Below are 22732 nucleotides of genomic sequence, written 5' to 3'. Positions count from 1 at the left end.
CTATGACTCCCTTCCTTCACCGGGGATTAGCCCAGGGCCTGTTGCAGGTCGGCCAGCAGATCCCGAGGATCTTCGATCCCCACGGAGATCCGCAGCAGAGTTTCTCCGATCCCGGCCGCGATCCGGGCTTCCTCGGCCATCGCCCTGTGGGTCATGGTGGCCGGATGGCAGATCAGTGACTCCACGCCCCCCAGGCTCTCGGCCACACTGAACACCTTGAGGCGGGACAGGAAGGCACGCACTTCTGGCTCACCCCCCTTGAGATCGAAACTGAGCATGGCGCCAAAACCCGCCTGTTGACGCTTGGCCAATTCGTGTTGGGGATGGTCCGCCAGCCCCGGGTAATACACCCTGGCCACCGCCGGGTGAGACACCAGCAGTTCGGCCACCGCATCGGCATTGCTCTGATGCTGTTTGATCCGCAGCGGCAGGGTCCGCAGGCCACGCAGGGTGAGATAGCTATCGAAAGCACCGCCCGTCAGTCCCAGACAGTTGGCCCACCAATCCAGCTGCTCCGCCAGCTCAGCCTCTTTGGCGATCGCCACGCCTCCGACCAGATCCGAGTGACCATTGATGTATTTTGTCGTGGAGTGGATGACGATGTCGGCCCCCAGGCTCAGCGGCTGCTGCAGCATGGGCGACAGGAAGGTGTTATCAACCACCACCCAGGCACCAACAGCCTTGGCTTTTTCCGCAATCTCTGCAATATCCACCAGGCGCATCAGTGGGTTAGAGGGGGTTTCCAGCCAGACCATCTTGGGCTTTTGCGCCAGTACGGCATCAAGGGCAGCAGCGTCGGTCTGGTCCACCACGGCGACCCGAAAGCCCCCCTTGGCCGCCACCGAGGTAAACAGGCGGTAACTGCCGCCGTAGCAGTCGTGGGGGACGACCAGCAGGTCATCGCTGTTCAGCAGGGCGGTAACCGCGGAGATCGCCGCCATACCTGTGGCGGTCACCACCGCACCGGCCCCGCCTTCCAGTTTGGCCAGGGCTTGCCCGAGGACACCGCGGGTCGGGTTACCACTGCGCGCGTAATCGTATTGACGCGGCTGGCCAAAATCCTCGAAGGTGTAATTGGTGGAAAGGTAGATAGGGGGCACAACGGCACCGTGCTGCGTATCGCTTTCGATCCCTTCGCGGACGGCGATGGTGGCAAGCTGAGGCTGGCTCATGAGGTGCATCCTCCGGACTGACGCATTAAAACAAAATCATAATGATGGGCTAACTTAAACCGCCGAAGCTTGGGCGTCAAGACGTTTAGCCGTCTAAACGTTTACAGGTTAAGATGGCAACAATTTGACTCTCTCGGACATGGGTTTAAAATTGCAACCGTTATCAAGACTTATAGGTGCATCGATGAGTATCGAGTGGAACGGCGACTACATCAGTCCGTACGCGGAACACGGCAAAAAAAATGAGCAGGTCAAGAAGATCACTGTATCCATCCCGCTCAAAGTGCTGAAGATCCTCACCGATGAGCGCACTCGCCGGCAGGTCAATAATTTGCGCCATGCCACCAACAGTGAACTGCTATGTGAAGCCTTCCTCCACGCTTACACCGGCCAACCCTTGCCTGCGGATGACGATCTGCGCAAAGACAAGCCGGACAGCGTTCCGGCGGCCGCCCGCGACATCATGGCCGCCCTGGGGATCGACCCGGAACAACTCGAAGAGTGAATCCGATTTGTTGTAAAAAGGCCTGCCAATGCAGGCTTTTTTGTCTCTAAAAAGCGAATATTATGGCCTCCCTCCTCTCCTTCGAACTGCCCCTGGTCTGGCTGATTGTTCTGACTGGTGCCATCGTACAGAGCGCCATCGGATTTGGCTTGGCGGTCGTGGTGACTCCGCTGTTGTACTTTATCAACCCGGAATGGGTGCCCGGTCCCATCATCATGATGGGCCTGATGATCTCCCTGTTCACCCTGAGACGCATCGGCCTCAAACTGGAGATGGGGATCTTGACTCCCGCCCTGATCGGCCGAATTCCCGGCGGCATACTCGGCACCTGGTTATTGGTCGCGGCCTCGGCTCAGTGGCTGGGACTCGGCATTGGCCTGATCGTGTTGACCGCAGTGCTGCTTACTCTGGCCAAATTCAGCCTCCCCCTGACCCGAATAAACCTGTTTGGTGCCGGGTTGGTTTCCGGGATCTTCGCCGCCATCTCCGCCATCGGCGGTCCTCCAATGGCGCTGCTGCTCAACAATAACCAGTCCGCCGCCCAGATGCGTCATACCCTGTCAGGCTTCTTTGTCTTCAGCGCCGCCCTCTCCCTGCTGATCCTGGCACTCGCTGGCCAGTTTGGCTGGGCTGATCTCGCTCGGGGGGCGTTGCTGATCCCCCCTGCTCTCGCGGGGTTCTGGCTGGGGGATAAACTGGTCGTTCGCATCGACCCGGCGCAATTGAAGCAGACAACCCTATTATTGTGTTTCTGCGCTGGGGCCATGCTGGTTGCTCAATCCCTCGTACAATTGTTCTAAACCTCAATGTGTTGTAACTAAGTGTCATTCATCACCCAGGCCTCAAACCGTCATGAGACCTACTTCACAATACCTCCTGGTAAAGCGCTTCTTCACTTGCAGGACTGTCGTTTCTCCTAAATCCTGATTCAGGAATTACAACATTGTTAACGCTATCCCAATAGCCAAGTATCAGTGTCAACTGACGGGTATATAATGAAGAAAATAAGCCTTGCCATCTCTCTAGCACTTGCTTCAACCAGCGTCATGGCCGCCATGTCGGCCGAAGAGATCGCCCAGTACGACATCCCCTTCTACGATCACACCCTCTCCATCGAAGCGCGCCTGGACGACCTCTCCAAGCGTCTGACCGACGAGGAGAAGGGCCACATGATCACCCTTTGGAACAAAGGCGTGCCGCGCCTGGGGTTGAAATCCTTCATGCCCGGCGAAGCCCTGCACGGCCTGGCATCGCCCCGCGCTAACGCCGCCACCGTGTTCCCCCAGTCCATCGGCCTGGCCGCCACCTGGGATCCGGCCGCGATGAAGCGCATGGGGGATGCGGTCTCCGACGAAGCCCGCGCCCAGTACCACAATGGCCCGGAGCTGGCCTGGGGCCGCAGTGGCCCGCTGACCTTCTGGTCACCGGTGATCAACATCGGCCGCGATCCCCGCTGGGGCCGGAACCAGGAAGCCTACGGCGAAGATCCGCTGATCAACGGCACCTTTGCCACCGCCTATGTGCAGGGTCTGCAGGGCGACCATCCGAAATATCTGAAAGTGGCCGCCGGTGCCAAGCACTTCGTCGCCAACAACGAAGAGCACAACCGCTTCAACGGCAACGCCGATATCTCCGAGAAGCAGCTGCGTGAATACTACTTCCCCGCCTACAAACAGGTGGTACAGGACGGCGACGCCAAGATCATCATGACCGCCTACAACAGCCTCAATGGCGAGCCGGCGGTCACCAACACCTGGCTGGTGAAGGACGTATTGCGCGGCGAGTGGGGCTTCGACGGCTTCGTGCTGGGCGATTACGGCTCCATCCTGATGACCACCAAGGGCTGGGCTGAGCGTGGCTTTACCGGCCACGAGATCTACGACAACTACGTCGAAGCCACCGCCGCGGTACTGAACGCCGAGACCCTGGACTTCGATAACACCCGCGTATTCCGCCGTGAAGCGATGACCGCCATCAAGCAGGGCAAGACCAGCTCCGCACAGCTGGACCGCGCCTTCCGCAACACCATGCGGGTGGGCCTGCAGCTGGGCATGTTCGATCCGGCAGAGCTGTCTCCGTGGAAAGACCTGCCGTTCGAGACCATGACCAGCTTTAAGGATCTGGCCCTGGAGCTGGCCGAAAAGTCCATGGTACTGCTGCAGAACGAGCCAGTGAACGGCACGCCGCTGCTGCCGCTGGACAAGTCGGCGCTGAAAACCGTGGCGGTGATCGGCCCCAACGCCGATGTACTGAACTACGGTACCTACTCCGGAACCGCCACCAATCCCGTGACCCCGCTGCAGGGCATTCGTGACTACCTGGGCGATGATGTCGAGGTGCTGTACGTGCCCTGGTCCGAGGGTCAGGACGAGCTCAGCCACATCCCGATGGACAACATCACCACCCTGGATAACCAGGGCCTGGGAGTATGGCGTGCCATCTACCATGACGATCAGATGGCCCGTGGCAAAGTCGCCGGTCGTGAAAACGTCGCCCACATCGACTTCAGCTGGAGCGACGACAAGCCCCACAAGGGCCTGACCAAGGATCGCTACTCCGTCACCTACACCACCACAGTGGTGCCGCCGCAAAGCGGCCTCTACACCCTGGGTCTGGAGCATCAGGGCGCCGATGTGGTCATTAACATCAACGGCGGTCCGCTGATCCGCGATCATGGCGATGCCAACAAGCCGGTGATCACCACCAAGGAGATCGAGCTGGACGCCACCCAGACCTATGAGATCACCGTGGTTTCCATGCGCAAAGCCAATGTCAAAGAGCACCAGCTGCGCTTTGGCTGGCAGCTGCCACAGGAGCAAAGCACCTTTGAGGGGGGCGAAGTGGACGTCGCCAAACAGGCCGATGCGGTGATCGCCGTGATGGGCCTGTCCGTCGAGTACGAGCGTGAGTCCATCGACCGCGCCTTCGAAGGCCTGCCAAGCGCGCAAACCGATATGCTGCGCAGTGTGGTCAAAGCCAACCCCAACACCGTGGTCGTGATGCAGTCCGGGTCCTCCATCGAAAGCCCCTGGCTCAAGGACAACATCCCGGCCATCCTGCAATCCTGGTACCCGGGTGAGCAGGGCGGTAACGCCATCGCCCACACCCTGTTTGGCGACAACAACCCGGGCGGCAAACTGCCACAGACCTGGGTGCGTGGCTGGGACGATCTGCCGCCATTCGGCGACTACGATCTGACCAAGGGCCGCAGCTACTGGTACTTCGACAAGGAGCCGCTGTTCGCCTTTGGCCACGGCCTGAGCTACACCGACTTCACCCTGGACAAGCTCAAGCTCAAGTCCAAGAAGGTCAAAGCCGACGGCACCATCGACTTAAGCGTTCGCGTGAAGAACACCGGCAAAGTCGACGGCGCCGAAGTAGTGCAGGTGTACGTGGTGGACAAGTTTGACCGCAGCGACAAGCCGAAGCAGCGACTGAAGGCCTTCGAGCGTGTCAGCGTTGCAGCGGGCAAGTCCGAGACCGTCAAGCTCTCCATCGATGTGGCCGAATTGGCCTACTGGGACGAGAAGACCAAGGACTGGGCCCTGGGGGATCGCTATGAGATCCGCGTCGGTAACGCCTCGGACAATATTCTGCTGAGCGAAACCGTTCGCGTGAAGTGATCGCACAGCCAATGACGAAGGGCGCCCAATCGGGCGCCTTTTTGTGTCAATGCCTTGAGCCATGTTCGCCACACTGCACCAAACCTGTCATTTCATTGCAATTCTTTACTGAATCAAAAGGGTTCTCCCCTCCGACTTAATGATTAAATGCTTCGCAATGATATCGCTAACCTGATGCGCTCCCAGTGATCGAAACCCGCTTGGCTGCGGCTGCTCCCTGTACGACATGTGGGCCAATCCAGCAATGACAACGCCTTTGAGCCCCACCACAGATGCGGGCTTCGCCCTCTCTCCCCTTGCCCCTACTGGGGGAAACAAGGCTGTCGGTAAGGCCCGCATCTGTGGCCAGCGCCCCTTGGTTAAGGCCTCAGGTAATAGCCCGCGTGTGATGCTCGCTTCCGCTCAACTCTCCTCTCCCCCACAGGGCGCCGTTCATGGCGCCCTGTGGCCATCCGGTCGCAGGCGAAACCGTGCGGACCAGACGCCAACAACGCCTTTAGCTCCTGAACCTGTGTCCGGTGTTCCCTCGGATATGGCTCAAACACATAGGAAACAACAATGATAAAAAGAACCGCCCTGGCCGTTTCTGCGGCGCTGCTGTGCAGCCCGGTCTTTGCCGGCATGCCCGCCGCCGAGATCGCCCAGTACGATATCCCCTTTTATGATCACACCCTCTCCATCGAAGAGCGCCTGGACGATCTGTCCGCGCGCCTGACCGACGAAGAGAAGGGGCATATGATCACCATCTGGAACCCAGGCGTGCCACGTCTGGGCCTGAAGGTCTACATGGGCGGTGAAGCCCTGCACGGCCTGTCCGCCCCGCGGGATAACGCCGCCACCGTCTTCCCTCAGTCCATCGGTCTGGCCTCCATGTGGGATCCCGAGGCGATGAAGCGCATGGGTGACGCCATCTCCGACGAGGCCCGTGCCCAGTACCACAACGGCCCCATCCTGCAGCGTGGCCGCAAGGGCCCACTGACCTTCTGGTCACCGGTGATCAACATCGCCCGGGATCCGCGCTGGGGCCGGACCCAGGAAGCCTATGGTGAAGATCCGCTGATCAACGGCACCATGGCCACCGCCTACATTCAGGGCATGCAGGGCGACCACCCCAAGTACCTGAAAACCGCCGCCGGTCCCAAGCACTTCGTCGCCAACAACGAAGAGCACAACCGCTTTAACGGCAACGCTGATATCTCCGAGAAGCAGCTGCGCGAGTACTACTTCCCCGCCTACAAGCAGGCGGTGGAAGAGGGCAATGCCAAGATCGTCATGACCGCCTATAACGCCCTCAATGGCGTGCCTGCGGTGAACAACAAATGGTTGGTCAAAGACGTGCTGCGCGGCGAGTGGGGCTTCGACGGCTTCGTGCTGGGCGATTACGGCTCCATCCTGATGACCACCAAGGGCTGGGGCGAGCGTGGCTTTACCGGCCATGAGATCTACGAAAACTACGTTGAAGCGGCTGCGGCGGTACTGAACGCCGAAACCCTGGACTTCGACAACACCCGGATCTTCCGCAACGAAGCGATCAAGGCCATCAAACAGGGCAAGGCCGAGAGCGAGAGCCTGGACCGCGCCTTCCGCAACACCATGCGGGTCGGCCTGCAGCTGGGCATGTTCGATCCCGAAGAGCTCTCTCCATGGAAAGATCTGCCCTTCTCCCTGCTGACCAGCCACAAAGAGTTGGCCCTGGAGCTGGCCGAGAAGTCCATGGTGCTGCTGCAGAACGAGCCGGTGAACGGCACCCCACTGCTGCCCCTGGACAAGTCTGCGCTGAAAACCGTGGCGGTGATCGGCCCCAACGCCGATGTCCTCAACTACGGCACCTACTCGGGCACCGCCACCGATCCGGTCACCCCGCTGCAGGGCATTCGTGACTACCTGGGCGATGACGTCGAGGTGCTGTACGTGCCTTGGTCCACCACCGAGGACGAACTGACCCATATTCCGATGGACAACATCACCACCCTGGATAACCAGGGCATGGGGATCTGGCGTGCCTTCTACCACAACGATCAGATGGCCCGTGGTCAAGCGGACGGCCGTGATAACGTCGCCCACATCGACTTCAGCTGGACCGATGACAAGCCACACGAAGCGATCGAGCGTGAGCGTTACTCCGTCACCTACAAGACCAACGTGGTGCCGCCACAAAGCGGTCTCTACACCCTGGGCATTGAGCACATGGGTGGCGACATCGTGGTTCAGGTCAACGGTGCGCCACTGATCCGCGACCACGGCGAAAACCCGGAGATGACCCGCTTTACCAAGCAGATCGAACTGGACGCCACCCAGACCTACGAGTTCACCGTGATCTCCATGCGCCGTGCCGATGCCCCAGAGCACGCGCTGCGCTTTGGCTGGCAGCTGCCACAAGAGGCGAGCCAGTTTGAAGGCGGTGAGCTGGAGGTGGCCAAGAAGGCCGATGCGGTGATCGCCGTCATGGGCATTTCCGTGGCGTACGAGCGTGAGTCCATCGACCGTGCCTTCGAGGGCCTGCCAACGGCGCAAACCGAGATGCTGCAAAGCGTGGTGAAAGCCAACCCCAACACCGTGGTGGTGATGCAGTCCGGCTCCTCCATCGAGAGCCCCTGGCTCAAGGACAATGTGCCGGCCATCCTGCAAGCCTGGTACCCGGGTGAGCAGGGCGGCAACGCCATCGCCAACACCCTGTTCGGCGACAACAACCCCGGCGGCAAACTGCCGCTGACCTGGGTCAAGAGCTGGGACGATCTGCCGCCGTTCAACGACTACGATCTGACCAAGGGTCGCAGCTACTGGTACTTCGACAAGGAGCCATTGTTCGCCTTCGGTCACGGCCTGAGCTACACCGACTTCAAGATGGACAAGCTCAAGATTAAGTCCAAGAAGGTGAAAGCCGACGGCACCATCGACTTGAGCGTGCGCGTGAAGAACACAGGCAAGCGCGATGGCGACGAAGTGGTTCAGGTCTACGTCACCGATAAGTTCGACCGCAGCGACAAGCCGAAGCAGCGTCTGAAGGCGTTCGAGCGTGTCAGCGTGAAAGCCGGTAAGTCTGAAACCGTCACGCTCTCCATTGACGTGGCCGATCTGGCCTACTGGGATGAGAAGGCCAAGGACTGGGCCCTGGGCGATCGCTATGAGATCCGCGTCGGCAACGCCTCGGACAACATCAAGCTCACCGAGACCATTCGTGTGAAGTGATCCCGAACCGACACAAGGCGCCCCTCGGGCGCCTTGTTTGCATTCGCCAACCCTTCCGCTCACCAATGCGATCCTGGCCACCCAGGTTTCACCCGGATCACCGCCCCGACCCTCACTCGAGTGGTGATATCAACACTGAGAAAAACAATGATAAGAAGTACCCGCCTGGCGGTTTCCATGGCACTGTTTTGCCCGCTCGTTGCCGCCATTCCCATCAAGACGACCGCCCCCTACGATATCCCCTTCTACGATCACGCCCTGCCAATGGAAGCCCGACTGGACGACATCACGGCACGCCTGAGCAACGAAGAGAAAGGGCATATGATCTCCCTGTTTAACCACGGGGTTCCAAGGTTGGGCCTGAAAGCCTTCAGCCCCGGCGAAGCCCTGCATGGGCTCACCTCCCCCAATGCCACCACCGTCTTCCCCCAGTCCATCGGCCTGGCGGCCACCTGGGATCCGGCTGCGGTGCAGCGCATGGGCTCGGCGATCTCCGACGAGGCCCGCGCCCAGTACCACAATGGGCCGCGCAATCACGGCGTTCGAGATCAGTTGGATCAGCCCGGTCCGCTGATGTTCTGGTCGCCGGTGATCAACATCGCCCGGGATCCGCGCTGGGGCCGTACCCAGGAAGCGTACGGCGAAGATCCGCTGATCAACGGCACCATGGCCACCGCCTATGTCACCGGCATGCAGGGGGATCACCCCAAGTACCTGAAGACCGCCGCCGGCGCCAAGCACTTTGTCGCCAACAACGAAGAGCACAACCGTTTCTACACCAGCGCCGAGATCAGCGAAAAGCAGCTGCGCGAGTTCTACTTCCCCGCCTACAAGCAGGTGGTGCAGGAGGGCAACGCCCAGATCATCATGACCGCCTATAACGCCCTCAACGGCGAACCGGCGGTGACCAACAAGTGGCTGGTCAACGACGTGCTGCGTGGCGAATGGGGCTTCGACGGCCTGGTGATGGCCGACTACGGCTCAGTCTCCCTGCTGACTCAGGGCTTTGGGCCCGGCGGGGCAGAAGGACACGGGATCTATCCCAACCATAAGGCGTCGGTGGCGGCCGTCTTCAATGCCCAGACGCTGGACATGGACAACACCTCCCTCTTCCGCCACGAGCTGATCCAGGCGATCGATCAGGGCCTGGTGCCACAGGCGCAACTGGACCGCGCCTTTCGTAACGTGATGACCGTCGGCCTCAAGCTGGGCATGTTCGATCCCGAGGCGCTCTCCCCCTGGAAGGATCTGCCGTTTGACACCCTGACCAGCTTCAAGGATCTGGCCCTGGAGCTGGCCGAAAAGTCCATCGTTCTGCTGCAGAACAAGCCGGTGGATGGCACCCCGCTGCTGCCGCTGGACAAGTCCGCGCTGAAAACCGTCGCGGTGATCGGCCCCAACGCCGAGCGCCTCAACTACGGCACCTACTCCGGCACCGCCACCGATCCGGTTACTGCGCTGCAGGGCATTCGTGACTACCTGGACGACGACGTCGAAGTGCTGTACGTGCCCTGGACCGGCACCGAGGCCGGGTTCGATCATATCAACATGAGCAACATCACCCTGCTGGACGATCACGGCATGGGCGTATGGCGGGCCGAGTACTACCAAAGACCCAGCGGTCAGGGCGCGCCCGTGGCCGTCGGCACAGTGGCCAACATCGATCAGCACTGGGATGGCGTCTCCCCCCATGAGGCCCTGGGTAAAGGTTATGCCGTGCGCTACACCACCACCCTCATTCCGCCCCAGGCTGGCACCTACACCCTCAGGCTCCAACACAGTGGCAGCAACGCCGTGCTGAAAGTGAACGACCAAGTGGTGCTGCGCTCCCACGGCCCCAACCACGCCCAGGAGCATGTCACCGACTACCCGTTTGACGCCAACCAGAGCTACACCCTGGAGCTGCTTTCCAACCGGCCGGCAGCCAAGAAAGGGGATCACCAACTTCGCTTCGACTGGCGCCTGCCGCTGGAGGAGAGCCCGTTTGACGGCGGTGAGCTGCAGGCGGCCCAACAAGCCGATATGGTGATCGCCATCATGGGCCTGTCCACCCAGTTCGAGCGCGAGTCCGTCGACCGCTCCGCTCCCGGTCTGCCCAGCGAGCAGATCAGCATGCTGCGCAGCGTAAAGGCCGCCAACCCCAACACCGTCGTGGTGCTGCAGTCCGGCTCCGCCATCGAAAGCCCCTGGCTCAAGGACAACATCCCCGCCATCCTGCAATCCTGGTACCCGGGTGAGCAGGGCGGTAACGCCATCGCCAACACCCTGTTTGGCGACAACAACCCCGGCGGTAAACTGCCGCTGACCTTCGTCAAAAGCTGGGACGATCTGCCGCCGTTTGGCGATTACGACATCACCAAGGGGCGCAGCTACTGGTACTTCGACAAGGCGCCACTGTGGGCCTTCGGCCACGGCCTGAGCTACACCGACTTTAAGATGGACAAGCTCAAGCTGCAGTCCAACAAGGTGAAAGCCGACGGCACCATCGAGCTGAGCGTGCGCGTGAAGAACACAGGCCAGCGTGATGGCGCCGAAGTGGTGCAGGTGTACGTACACGACAAGTTCGACCGCAGCGACAAGCCCAAGCAGCGCCTCAAGGCCTTCGAGCGCGTCAGCGTTGCCGCCGGCAAGTCCGAGACCATTAAGCTCTCCATCGACGTGGCCGACTTGGCCTACTGGGATGAGCAGACCCAAGACTGGGCCCTGGGCGATCGCTACGAAATTCGGGTCGGTAACGCCTCGGACAACACCACCCTGAGCGCCACGGTTCGCGTGAAGTGACGCAAAACACATGACACAAGGCGCCCATCGGGCGCCTTGTTTGCATTTCGCCAACCCTTCCGCTCACCAATGCGATCCTGCCCCCCCAGGTTTCACCCGGATCCCCGCCCCGACGCTCACTCGAGTGGTGATATCAAAACCGAAAAAGACAATGATAAGAAGTGCCCGCATGGCGGTTTCCATGGCACGGTTTGGCCCCCTCGTTGCCGCCACTCCCATCAAGGCGGTTGCCCCAGACGATATCCCCTTCTGCGATCACACCCTGCCCCTCGATGCACAACTGGACGACATCGCGGCACGCCTGAGCAACGAAGAGCAAGGGCATATGATCTCCTTGCTTCATCAGGGGGCTCCAAGGTTGAGTCAAGCCATCAGCCCCGGCGAAGCCCTTCGCTGCGAGCAAGACTATGACTTCGGCATCGAAGCCTTCAAGGAAAACGGGGTCTCACCGAGCCCGACCCTCGTCAAGGTGGCCGCCCCGCGCTGTTCACCACAAAGCCAGGTACTGCGGCCTTAAGGTTTGCAGCGCCTGTTCAGCGCCAAATCCGCCCCTGGCGTGGTCGAAATGAATTCGAGCACCGCGCAGGCAGCCCCCTGATTCCAAGGAACTGACGCGCGCAGGCAGCCTCGTGCACCCGCCAAAGCTTCGAGGCCTTCCCCCCTCCTCAAGCGCCTCGAGCACCCACACCAAACCGGGCTCACAAACCGGATTCATGAACCCAGGCCCAGTCTGTAAAAAAAGCCAAATTTTCGCGACTTTTTACCCAAATTATTTCAAATTAGTGCTTCAATAACGCACCCTGTTAGCGATAACAATGCAAGAGCAGATCCGGCTTACGGCCACAGATCAGTGAAACGAGTACAAAACGATAATAAAAAGGTCTCCTGAGCCAGCATGTTCAGATCATCTCTCCCAAGAGATCTTGAAAGGAAACCACAATGAAATCTCAGTTAGCGACGGCGATCAGTGCGGCACTGCTGATGGCACCGGCCTGGGCCAATGTCTCCGACAATCAGCCCGACATCCCCTTCTTCGATCACACCCTGCCCATCGAAGCGCGTCTGGATGACATCACCGCCCGTCTCACTAACGAGGAGAAGGGCCACATGCTGACCCTGTGGAACAAAGGGGTGCCGCGCATGGGCATGCTGGCGTTCGAGCCCGGCGAAGCCCTGCATGGCCTGGCCTCACCGCGTCATAACGTCGCCACCGTCTTCCCCCAATCCACCATGCTGGCCTCCATGTGGGATCCCAAGCTGATGAAGCGGATCGGCGACATCGTCTCCGATGAAGCCCGCGCCCAGTACCACCATGGCCCAGTGATGCCCCGCGGCCGCAAAGGCCCGCTGATGTTCTGGTCACCGGTGATCAACATCGCCCGGGATCCACGCTGGGGCCGCACCCAGGAAGCCTATGGTGAAGATCCGCTGCTCAACGGCGTCAAGGCCACCGCTTATGTGCAGGGCCTGCAGGGCGACCATCCCAAGTATCTGAAGACCGCCGCCGGTGCCAAGCACTTCGTCGCCAACAATGAAGAGCACAACCGCTTCAACGGCAACGCCGATATCTCAGAGAAGCAGCTGCGCGAGTACTACTTCCCCGCCTACAAGCAGGTGGTACAGGAGGCGGATGCCAAGATCATCATGACCGCCTACAACGCCCTCAACGGCGAGCCGGCGGTGACCAACACCTGGCTGGTGAAAGATGTCCTGCGCGGCGAATGGGGCTTCGACGGCTTCGTGCTGGGCGACTACGGCTCGGTGATGATGACCCGCAAGGGCTGGGGTGAGCGTGGCTACAAGGGCCACGAGATCTACGACACCTACCAGGACGCCGCCGCCGCGGTGATGAACGCCGAGACCCTGGACTTCGACAACACCTCGCTGTTCCGCACCGATCTGGTCAAGGCGATCGAAGAGGGCCTGGTGCCCCAGGAGAAGTTCGACCGCGCCTTTAAGAACACCATGCGGGTGAGCCTGCAGCTGGGCATGTGGGATCCGGAAGAGCTGAGCCCATGGAAGGATCTACCGTTTGAGATCATGGCCAGCGACGCCCACAAAGCCGTCGCGTTGGAAGCCGCCGAGAAGGGGATGGTGCTGCTGCAAAACGAGCCGGTGGCCAAGCAGCCCCTGCTGCCGCTGGACAAGTCCGCCATCAAGACCGTGGCGGTGATCGGCCCCAACGCCGACATGGTCAACTTCGGCACCTACTCCGGCAACCCGAAAGATCCGGTCTCGCCGCTGCAAGGGATCCGTGACTACCTGGGCGATGACGTCGAGGTGCTGTACGTGCCCTGGGCCGAGAACGAAGACGCGCTGCAGACCGTGCCCATGGACAACATCGTCCTGCTGGACAACCAGGGGCTAGGTGTTTGGCGCGCCGAGTACTACAACAACGGCAAGGCCGCCGGCCAGCCCATCGCCAGCGACAATGTTGCCGACATCAACTTCGACTGGCTCGATACCTATCCCCACGAAGCGCAGCAGGGCCGTCACTACGCCGCCCGCTACACCACTCAGATCGTGCCCTCCATCGGCGGCGACTACACCTTCGGCGCCGAGTATCACGGCACCGAGGTGAAAGTGTCGGTCAATGGTGTATCAGTGATCGATGCGCATCACCAAAAAGACACGGATCACCGCGAGATCCGCCCGGTCCGCCTGGAAGCCAACCAGACCTATGAGCTCGAAGTGGTGACCATGCGCAACACCAACGAGGGCAAGCACCGGATCCGCTTCGGCTGGCAGTTGCCGAAACAGGATGACACCTTTGAAGGGGGCGAAATTGAGGTGGCCAAACAGGCCGATGCGGTGATCGCCGTGATGGGGATCTCCGTTAAGTACGAGCGTGAAGCCTACGACCGTACCGTGGAGGGTCTGCCACCGGGCCAGGAAGAGATGCTGGCCGAAGTGCTCAAAGCCAACCCCAACACCGTGGTGGTGCTGCAGTCGGGCTCCTCCATCGAGAGCCCCTGGCTCAAGGAGAATGTGCCCGCCATCCTGCAATCCTGGTATCCGGGTGAGCAGGGGGGCCACGCCATCGCCAACACCCTGTTCGGCGACAACAACCCCGGCGGCAAGCTGCCGCTGACCTGGGTCAAGAGCTGGGATGATCTGCCGCCCTTCAACGACTACGACATCACCCAGGGTCGCACCTACATGCACTTCGACAAAGCGCCGCTGTGGGCCTTCGGTCACGGCCTGAGCTACACCGAGTTCAAGTTGGACAAGCTCAAGCTCAAGTCCAACAAGGTCAAAGCCGACGGCACCATCGACCTGAGCGTGCGCGTGAAGAACACCGGCAAGCGTGATGGCGACGAAGTGGTGCAGGTCTACGTACACGACCTGTTCGACCGCGCCGACAAGCCCAAGCAGCGCCTCAAAGCCTTCCAGCGTGTCAGCGTCGCGGCCGGCAAGTCCGAAACGGTGACACTCTCCATCGATGTGGCCGACTTGGCCTACTGGGATGAGCAGAGCAAAGACTGGGCCCTGGGCGATCGCTACGAAATTCGCGTCGGCAACGCCTCGGACCACACCACATTGAGCGACCGGGTTCGCGTCAAGTGATCCAACACACCTCAGAAGGCGTCGATGCCGACGCCTTCTTATTTTGATTTAAATCCAATTAAGCAGACTAAACGATGATAAATAAAACCACCCTGGCCGTTGCGACGGCACTGTGCTGCAGCTCGGCCTTCGCCGCCCATCCTCCAGCAACACACGAGATCCCTTTCTACGATCACACCCTGCCAATGGAAGCCCGACTGAATGACATCACGGCGCGCCTGAGCAACGAAGAGAAGGGCCATATGATCTCCCTGTTCAACAAGGGGGTTCCCCGCCTCGGCCTCAAGGCCTTCTCCCCGGGCGAGGCCCTGCATGGCCTGACCTCACCCCATGCCACCACGGTGTTCCCCCAGGCTATCGGCCTGGCCGCCACCTGGGATCCGGCTGCGGTGCAGCGCATGGGCTCGGCGATCTCCGATGAAGCCCGCGCCCAGTACCACAACGGACCCAACGTGCACGGCAACCGCGATCAGGTGGATCAGCCCGGTCCGCTGATGTTCTGGTCACCGGTGATCAACATCGCCCGGGATCCGCGCTGGGGCCGCACCCAGGAAGCCTATGGCGAAGATCCGCTGATCAACGGCACCATGGCCACCGCTTATGTCACCGGCATGCAGGGGGATCACCCCAAGTACCTGAAAACCGCCGCCGGCGCCAAGCACTTTGTCGCCAACAACGAAGAGCACAACCGTTTCTACACCAGCGCCGAGATCAGCGAAAAGCAGCTGCGCGAGTTCTACTTCCCCGCCTACAAGCAGGTGGTGCAGGAGGGCAACGCCCACATCATCATGACCGCCTATAACGCCTTGAACGGCGAGCCGGCGGTGACCAACAAGTGGCTGGTCAACGACGTGCTGCGTGACGAGTGGGGCTTCGACGGCCTGGTGATGGCCGACTACGGCTCGGTCGCCCTGCTGACCAAGGGCTACGGCCAGGGTGGCCTGGAAGGTCATGGGATCTACCCCAACCACAAAGAGTCTGCCGCCGCCGTACTCAACGCCCAGACCCTGGATCTGGACAACACCTCCATCTTCCGTCGTGAGCTGATCCAGGCGATCGACGAGGGCCTGGTGCCCCAGGCACAGCTGGACCGCGCCTTTCGTAACGTCATGACCGTCGGCCTCAAGCTGGGCATATTCGATCCCGAGGAGCTCTCCCCCTGGAAAGATATTCCGTTCGAGACCCTGACCAGCTTTAAGGATCTGGCCCTGGAGTTGGCGGAGAAATCCATCGTCCTGCTGCAGAACAAGCCGGTGGATGGCACCCCGCTGCTGCCGCTGGACAAGTCCGCGCTGAAAACCGTCGCGGTGATCGGCCCCAACGCCGAGCGCCTCAACTACGGCACCTACTCCGGCACCGCCACCGATCCGGTGACTGCGCTGCAGGGCATTCGTGACTACCTGGGCGACGACGTCGAGGTGCTTTACGTGCCCTGGACCGGCTCCGAGGCCGGGTTCGATCATATCGACATGAGCAACATCACCCTGCTGGACGATCACGGCATGGGCGTGTGGCAAGCGGAGTACTACACCAACTCCAACGGGGTGGGTGAGCCGATCGCCATCGGCAAGACGCCGAACATCAAGCAGCACTGGACCGATACCCCGCCCCATGAGGCCCTGGGTAAAGGCTATGCCGTGCGCTACACCACCACGCTGATCCCGCCTCAGGCCGGCACCTACACCCTACGGGTCAAGCACGTCGGCGGTAACGCGGTGTTTAAGGTGAATGACAACGTGGTGATGCGTGCCCACGGCCGCTCCTACGAACAGGAGCACGTGGCGGACTTCCAGTTTGAAGCCAACCAAAGCTACACCCTGGAGCTGCTCTCCGGTCGCCCGATCCGGGCCGGCGAGCATCAGCTCAGTTTCGACTGGCGCCTGCCGCTGGAAGAGAACCAGTTTGAAGGCGGCGAGCTGGAGGTGGCCAAGAAGGCCGATGCGGTGATCGCCATCATGGGCCTGTCCACCCAGTTCGAGCGCGAGTCCGTCGACCGCTCCGCCCCGGGCCTGCCCAGCGAGCAAACCGACATGCTGCGCGGCGTGATCAACGCCAACCCCAACACCATCGTGGTACTGCAGTCCGGCTCCGCCATCGAAAGTCCCTTCCTGAAAAACCGGATCCCGGCGGTACTGCAATCCTGGTACCCGGGTGAACGCGGTGGGGAAGCGATCGCCAACACCCTGTTTGGCTACAACAACCCCAGCGGCAAACTGCCTCTGACCTTCCCGCGCAACTGGAAAGATCTGCCCGCCTTCGACGATTACGACATCACCAAGGGCCGCAGCTACTGGTACTTCGACAAAGAGCCGCTGTGGGCCTTCGGCCACGGCCTGAGCTACACCGACTTTAAGATGGACAAGCTCAAACTCAAGTCCAAGAAGGTGAAAGCCGACGGCACCATCGAGCTGAGCGTTCGCGTCAAGAACACAGGCAAAGTGGACGGCGACGAAGTGGTTCAGGTCTATGTCGTGGACAAGTTCGACCGCAGCGACAAGCCCAAGCAGCGCCTCAAGGCCTTCGAGCGTATTAGCGTGAAAGCCGGTAAGTCCGAGACCGTCAAGCTCTCCATCGACGTGGCCGAGCTGGCCTACTGGGACGAGAAGACCCAAGACTGGGCCCTGGGGGATCGCTATGAGATCCGCGTAGGTAACGCCTCGGACAACACTCCGCTGAGCGCTGCGGTTCAGATCCGCTAAAGCTCACCGCGTTAAGAACAAGGCTCCCTCGGGAGCCTTTTTTATGAGACCGGCTCGTGTCTTCACGGGATCCGCAGGCACTTCATCTACCTACCTGTTAGGGCAGCAAGGCAACGGATGGTAAGCCTTTGCCACCAAAGCCCCGTCAGGGGCAGTTCTCCCTTTCTGTCCAAACCCTCTCAGATCACGAAATGCTACCCAACGGACTGACGTCTCTGTTATGGCCCTCTCGAGGGGACAGAGCGCGCCGGAAATCGTCAAAGCGTCAAAGCGTCAAAGCGTCAAAGCGTCAAAGCGTCAAAGCGTCAAAGCGTCAAAGCGTCCAGAATGCTACCGGTCCGCCGGGCAATACCCGGATTATGTACGAAACCCGGTACGCTGCGGGGCCATAACCTGAAGTTTGATGGGTGAGCACCCCGCCTCTGATCACGTCCATCGGCCCCTGCCGGGGATCTTGAAGCCGAGCCGTAAGGATGGGGCCTCCATTTATGGTCGAGCTTTGCCTGAAGGGGCATGGCCCTCTCCCTCAAAGCCTCTCCGCTTTGCTTTCCAAAGGAGTCAACAGGGCCACCCTGTTGCCACCACTAAGTAGTAAGCCTCTCATTTAAAAGCACCTATCGCCGGCAAATTCCCCGCCCATCGAAATGAATAACATTTCATGTATTGGCCTCTCACTTTCACTCAACACGGGTTGAAAATGGATGAGCACACAATAAATAGATGATTTAATGGCCTGTGATAACGCTATCACACGCCATTGTTGCTTATATAAAGGGAAAGGATACCTATGAGAACCCCACTGAGTCTGACAATTGCTCTGGCCATGTCTGCCACCGGCGCACAGGCGGGCATGAGTGCCGAAGAGATCGCCCAATACGAGATCCCCTTCTACGACCACAACTTGCCCATCGAAGTGCGCCTAGATGACATCACCGCTCGACTGACGCCGGCGGAAAAGGGCCAGATGATCAGCATGCGCAGTAACGGGGTGCCCCGTTTTGGCCTCAAACCCTTTCAACCAGGGGTGGCCCAGCATGGCCTCTCCACGCCACGCACCAACTCTCATACGGTCTTCCCCACCTCCATCTCCATGGGGGCCACCTGGGATAGAGAGCTGATCTTACGAACCGGCGATGCCGTCTCAGATGAGATCCGTGCCCAATACCACAACGGTCCAGAGTTCAACAAGTTCGGCCAGCGTGGGGCGCTGTTCATGTACTCCCCGACAATCAACCTGGCACGCGATCCCCGCTGGGGCCGGACTCAGGAAGCCTACGGAGAGGATCCTAAGCTGACCGGAGACATAGTGACCGCGTACATCAAAGGTATTCAGGGGGATCATCCGACCTACTTGAAATCTGCCACCGGTCCGAAGCACTTCGTCGCCAACAACGAAGAGCACAACCGCTTCAAGGGCAACGCCGACATCAGTGAGAAGCAGCTGCGTGAGTATTACTTCCCGGCCTATCGACAGGCCATCGAGGAGGGCAACGCCAAGATCGTCATGACCGCTTACAACGCGCTCAATGGTGAGCCGGCGGTCACCAACACCTGGCTGGTGCGTGATGTGATGCGCGGTGAATGGGGCTTTGATGGTTTTGTGATCGGTGATTACGGCTCCATCCTGATGACGACCAAAGGCTGGGGCGAGCGTGGCTTTACCGGCCATGAGATCTACGACAACTACGTCGAAGCCACCGCTGCCGTCATGAATGCCGACACCCTGGATTACGACAATACCCGGGTATTTCGCAAGGAACTGATGACCGCCATGGAACAGGGCAAGGTGCCCCTGGAAAAGCTGGATCGCGCCTTCCGCAACACCATGCGGGTCGCCCTGCAATTGGGCATGTACGATCCCGAAGAGCTGTCGCCTTGGAAAGATCTGCCCTTTGAAACCCTAACCAGTTTTAAAGACTTGGCACTCGAGGTGGCCCAGAGCTCCATGGTGCTGCTGCAAAATGAACCGGTCGATGGCACGCCGCTGCTGCCGCTGGACAAGTCGGCGCTGAAAACCGTCGCGGTGATCGGCCCCAACGCCGATGCGCTCAACTACGGCACCTACTCCGGCACCGCCACCGATCCTGTGAACCCGCTGCAGGGCATTCGTGACTACCTGGGTGATGACGTCAAGGTGCTGTACGTGCCCTGGTCCGAGGGTCAGGACGAACTCACCCATGTCCCGATGGACAACATCACCACCCTGGATAACCAGGGCCTGGGAGTGTGGAACGCGGTGTACCACAACAACGCCCACGCCGGCGGCAAGCCCGTTGCCAAGGACAACGTCGCCCACATCGACTTCAGCTGGAGCGACGACAAGCCCCACAAGGGCCTGACCAATGATCGCTACTCGGTGACCTACACCACCACCGTGGTACCACCGCAAAGCGGCCTCTACACCCTGGGCCTGGAGCATCAGGGCGCCGACGTGGTCATTAGCATTAACGGCGGTCCGCTGATCCGCAATCATGGTGATGCCAACAGGCTGGTGACCACCACCAAAGAGATCGAACTGGACGCCACCCAGACCTATGAGTTCACCGTGGTTTCCATGCGCAAAGCCAATGTCAAAGAGCACCAGCTGCGCTTTGGCTGGCGGGTGCCGCAGGAGCAAAGCACCTTTAAGGGTGGCGAAGTGGAGGTCGCCAAACGGGCCGATGCGGTGATCGCCGTGATGGGCCTGTCCACCGAGTACGAGCGTGAGTCCATCGACCGCGCCTTCGAAGGCCTGCCGCAGACCCAGACCGACATGCTGCGCGGCGTGATCAAAGCCAACCCCAATACCGTGGTGGTACTGCAATCCGGCTCCTCCATCGAAAGCCCCTGGCTCAAGGACAACATCCCGGCCATCCTGCAATCCTGGTATCCGGGTGAGCAGGGCGGTAACGCCATCGCCAACACCCTGTTTGGCGACAACAACCCGGCAGGCAGACTGCCACTGACCTACGTCAAAAGCTGGAGTGATCTGCCGCCATTCGGCGATTACGATCTGACCAAGGGACGTACCTACATGTACTTCGATAAGGAGCCGCTGTGGGCCTTCGGTCACGGTTTGAGCTACACCGACTTTGCCATGGACAAGCTCAAGCTCAAGTCCAACAAGGTCAAAGCCGACGGCACCATAGATCTGAGCGTGCGCGTGCGCAACACAGGCCAGCGTGATGGCGACGAAGTGGTGCAGGTGTACGTACACGACAAGTTCGACCGCGCCGACAAACCCAAGCAGCGCCTCAAGGCCTTCGAGCGGGTCAGCGTGAAAGCCGGCAAGTCCGAGACCGTCAAGCTGTCCATCGACGTGGCCGACCTGGCCTACTGGGATGAGAAGAGCCAAGACTGGGCCCTGGGCGATCGCTACGAAATTCGGGTCGGCAACGCCTCGGACAATACTCCGCTGAGCACGACCGTCACCTTGAAGTAACCGAAACCGCGCGGCCCGCTAGGGTCGCGCTTTATTAGGAAGGGAAGAAGATAATGAACAAACTTGGAGTCACTCTGCTGCCGGCGGCGCTGCTGCCGCTGGCGGCCGTGGCTGGCAACGTACCCGCGACACCGCCCAATGTGGTGGTGATCTATGTGGATGATCTCGGCTACGCCGATATCAGCGCTTACCCCAATGCCAGCGCCGATGTGCACACCCCGCACATCGACGCCATCGCCGAGAATGGCGTGCTGATGACCAACGGCTACGTCACCTCCCCCATGTGCGGCCCCTCCCGCGCCGCCCTGGTGACCGGCCGCTACCAACAGCGGATCGGCTATGAGTTGCACTGGGGCCCCGACGCCGTGGCCCGCGATCCCGAGATGGATTTTGGCCTGCCGGCGTCCGAGCCCATCATCGCCCACCACTTCCAGCAGCTGGGTTATCGCACCTTCGCCTTCGGCAAGTGGCACCTGGGCAACAGTGAGGCGCAACTGCCCCACAGCAAGGGCTTCGACGAATACTATGGGATCATCGAGCCGGGCAACCAGCTGCACCTGACCCAGGAGCATATCGACTACGGCCTCACCTTCTGGGATGACAAAGTGGATCCCAAGAGCGAAGAGATCTTCCTCACCGAGCTCTACACCGACAAGGCGATCGACTTCGTCAACCGGCACAAGGACGATCCCTTCTTCATGTACCTCTCCTACACGGCGGTGCATGCCCCCACCGATGCGGCCCAGCGCTATCACGAGCAGGTCGCCGACATCGAGGTGGTCCTGCCGGAGGAGTACCAGAGTGAGGATCCGCGCTACCACGTCACCGCAGAGGAACGCCGCAAGCTGCTGGCGATGCTGGCTGAGCTGGACGACAACGTAGGGCGCTTTATGGCCCAGCTGGAGCGCCATGGGCTGAGCGACAACACCCTGCTGTTCTTTATCAGTGACAATGGCGGCAAGCCGGGCAACAACGCCTCCTATAACCTGCCATTCAAAGGCCAGAAGGGCCAGTTGCTGGAGGGTGGGATCCACGTCCCCTACCTGGTGCAGTGGCCGGCGCAGCTGCCCAAGGGCCTGATCTACGACCAGCCGGTGCTGCAGATCGACGTGCTGCCCACCGCCCTGGCGGCGGCCAGTGCCAAGGCGCCGGAGGCAACCGACGGCACCAACCTGCTGCCCCACCTGCAAGGCCAAACCGACACCCCGCCCCACGAGGCGCTGTTCTGGCGTACCGGCCACAACTGGGCGGTGCAGCAGGGCGACTGGAAGCTGGTGCACAGTGCCAGGGACTTCTATCTCAAACCCAAAGGGGAGCCGGAACTCTACTACCTGGGAGACGATCCGGGCGAGCAGGAGAACCTGATCCAACGCTTCCCAGAGCGGGCTGAAACCCTGCAGAAGCTGTGGGACCAATGGAACCAGGACAATGTCACCCCGTTGTTCGGCCCGCCCAACCTGCGCCCGCAATACGACATGCCTCACCGGTTGCTTGAGCCCACCTGGCGTGAACGCTGGAAGAATCGGCCATAACTGACATCGGGCGAACTGAGAAAAGTTATCACCCGAGCCCACAACGCAGGGAGATTGCGGCTTTGTGTTACTGGCACAAAGCCGCAGTCCCCAATGACCCCAAGACGAACGGCCCCTGAACTCACCATGACCCTCTCGCCCAAACGGGCTTGATGGCATGCAACGCGCAACCGTTGAGCCAAGGTGGATAGTGCAGTTCCTGCTCGTCCGCCCCTCATTCGAACGAAACTCCCACTAAACCCC

General features: G+C 60.6%; 11 protein-coding genes. 10 read left to right on the top strand and 1 reads right to left on the bottom strand.

The window, feature by feature from the left end; genetic code table 11:
• Positions 1 to 26: 26 nt before the first annotated feature.
• On the bottom strand, positions 27 to 1172 hold the full coding sequence (gene metB / locus AC2D8U_RS13970) for a cystathionine gamma-synthase (protein WP_484619683.1): 1146 nt from the start codon (positions 1170 to 1172) through the stop codon (positions 27 to 29).
• 184 nt (positions 1173 to 1356) lie between these two features.
• Between metB and metJ the strand changes: the two genes are divergently transcribed.
• The 10 genes from metJ (at position 1357) to AC2D8U_RS13920 (ending at position 22489) form a co-directional block, all read left to right on the top strand.
• Positions 1357 to 1677: a met regulon transcriptional regulator MetJ gene (gene metJ / locus AC2D8U_RS13965; protein ID WP_484619682.1), complete on the top strand. Its 321-nt coding sequence runs from the start codon at positions 1357 to 1359 to the stop codon at positions 1675 to 1677.
• A 62-nt stretch (positions 1678 to 1739) separates the two neighbouring features.
• Positions 1740 to 2477, top strand: coding sequence for a TSUP family transporter (locus AC2D8U_RS13960; protein ID WP_484619681.1), 738 nt, complete (start codon positions 1740 to 1742; stop codon positions 2475 to 2477).
• Positions 2478 to 2672: 195 nt separating this feature from the next.
• Complete coding sequence (locus tag AC2D8U_RS13955; RefSeq protein WP_484619680.1) at positions 2673 to 5300, top strand: glycoside hydrolase family 3 C-terminal domain-containing protein; 2628 nt, start codon at positions 2673 to 2675, stop codon at positions 5298 to 5300.
• 558 nt (positions 5301 to 5858) lie between these two features.
• Positions 5859 to 8489 carry a glycoside hydrolase family 3 C-terminal domain-containing protein gene (locus tag AC2D8U_RS13950; protein ID WP_484619679.1) on the top strand — a complete coding sequence of 877 codons (2631 nt, stop codon included), beginning with the start codon at positions 5859 to 5861 and terminating at the stop codon, positions 8487 to 8489.
• 147 nt (positions 8490 to 8636) lie between these two features.
• On the top strand, positions 8637 to 11270 hold the full coding sequence (locus AC2D8U_RS13945; RefSeq protein WP_484619678.1) for a glycoside hydrolase family 3 C-terminal domain-containing protein: 2634 nt from the start codon (positions 8637 to 8639) through the stop codon (positions 11268 to 11270).
• Positions 11271 to 11421: 151 nt separating this feature from the next.
• Positions 11422 to 11787, top strand: coding sequence for a hypothetical protein (locus AC2D8U_RS13940; RefSeq protein WP_484619677.1), 366 nt, complete (start codon positions 11422 to 11424; stop codon positions 11785 to 11787).
• 422 nt (positions 11788 to 12209) lie between these two features.
• Entirely contained in the window at positions 12210 to 14837 is a 2628-nt protein-coding gene (locus AC2D8U_RS13935) for a glycoside hydrolase family 3 C-terminal domain-containing protein (protein ID WP_484619676.1), read from the top strand.
• 74 nt (positions 14838 to 14911) lie between these two features.
• Entirely contained in the window at positions 14912 to 17536 is a 2625-nt protein-coding gene (locus AC2D8U_RS13930; protein WP_484619675.1) for a glycoside hydrolase family 3 C-terminal domain-containing protein, read from the top strand.
• Between the two features lie 787 nt (positions 17537 to 18323).
• Positions 18324 to 20957 (top strand): glycoside hydrolase family 3 C-terminal domain-containing protein, encoded by a 2634-nt coding sequence (locus AC2D8U_RS13925; protein ID WP_484619674.1) that lies wholly within the window; start codon positions 18324 to 18326, stop codon positions 20955 to 20957.
• A 53-nt stretch (positions 20958 to 21010) separates the two neighbouring features.
• The gene (locus tag AC2D8U_RS13920; RefSeq protein ID WP_484619673.1) at positions 21011 to 22489 is read left to right on the top strand and encodes a sulfatase family protein; all 1479 of its coding nucleotides are present in this window, start codon (positions 21011 to 21013) and stop codon (positions 22487 to 22489) included.
• Positions 22490 to 22732 lie beyond the last annotated feature (243 nt).

It is taken from the genome of Ferrimonas sp. YIN67, assembly GCF_057219095.1.
Note: the sequence above shows the minus strand (reverse complement) of the source record. Positions and strands in the feature narration are given on the sequence as shown.

What these genes read in the sequence shown, in the direction of transcription:
- metB (WP_484619683.1), bottom strand. Translation starts at nt 1,172, where the DNA reads ATGAGCCAGCCTCAGCTTGCCACCATCGCCGTCCGCGAAGGGATCGAA.
- metJ (WP_484619682.1), top strand. Translation starts at nt 1,357, where the DNA reads ATGAGTATCGAGTGGAACGGCGACTACATCAGTCCGTACGCGGAACAC.
- AC2D8U_RS13960 (WP_484619681.1), top strand. Translation starts at nt 1,740, where the DNA reads ATGGCCTCCCTCCTCTCCTTCGAACTGCCCCTGGTCTGGCTGATTGTT.
- AC2D8U_RS13955 (WP_484619680.1), top strand. Translation starts at nt 2,673, where the DNA reads ATGAAGAAAATAAGCCTTGCCATCTCTCTAGCACTTGCTTCAACCAGC.
- AC2D8U_RS13950 (WP_484619679.1), top strand. Translation starts at nt 5,859, where the DNA reads ATGATAAAAAGAACCGCCCTGGCCGTTTCTGCGGCGCTGCTGTGCAGC.
- AC2D8U_RS13945 (WP_484619678.1), top strand. Translation starts at nt 8,637, where the DNA reads ATGATAAGAAGTACCCGCCTGGCGGTTTCCATGGCACTGTTTTGCCCG.
- AC2D8U_RS13940 (WP_484619677.1), top strand. Translation starts at nt 11,422, where the DNA reads ATGATAAGAAGTGCCCGCATGGCGGTTTCCATGGCACGGTTTGGCCCC.
- AC2D8U_RS13935 (WP_484619676.1), top strand. Translation starts at nt 12,210, where the DNA reads ATGAAATCTCAGTTAGCGACGGCGATCAGTGCGGCACTGCTGATGGCA.
- AC2D8U_RS13930 (WP_484619675.1), top strand. Translation starts at nt 14,912, where the DNA reads ATGATAAATAAAACCACCCTGGCCGTTGCGACGGCACTGTGCTGCAGC.
- AC2D8U_RS13925 (WP_484619674.1), top strand. Translation starts at nt 18,324, where the DNA reads ATGAGAACCCCACTGAGTCTGACAATTGCTCTGGCCATGTCTGCCACC.
- AC2D8U_RS13920 (WP_484619673.1), top strand. Translation starts at nt 21,011, where the DNA reads ATGAACAAACTTGGAGTCACTCTGCTGCCGGCGGCGCTGCTGCCGCTG.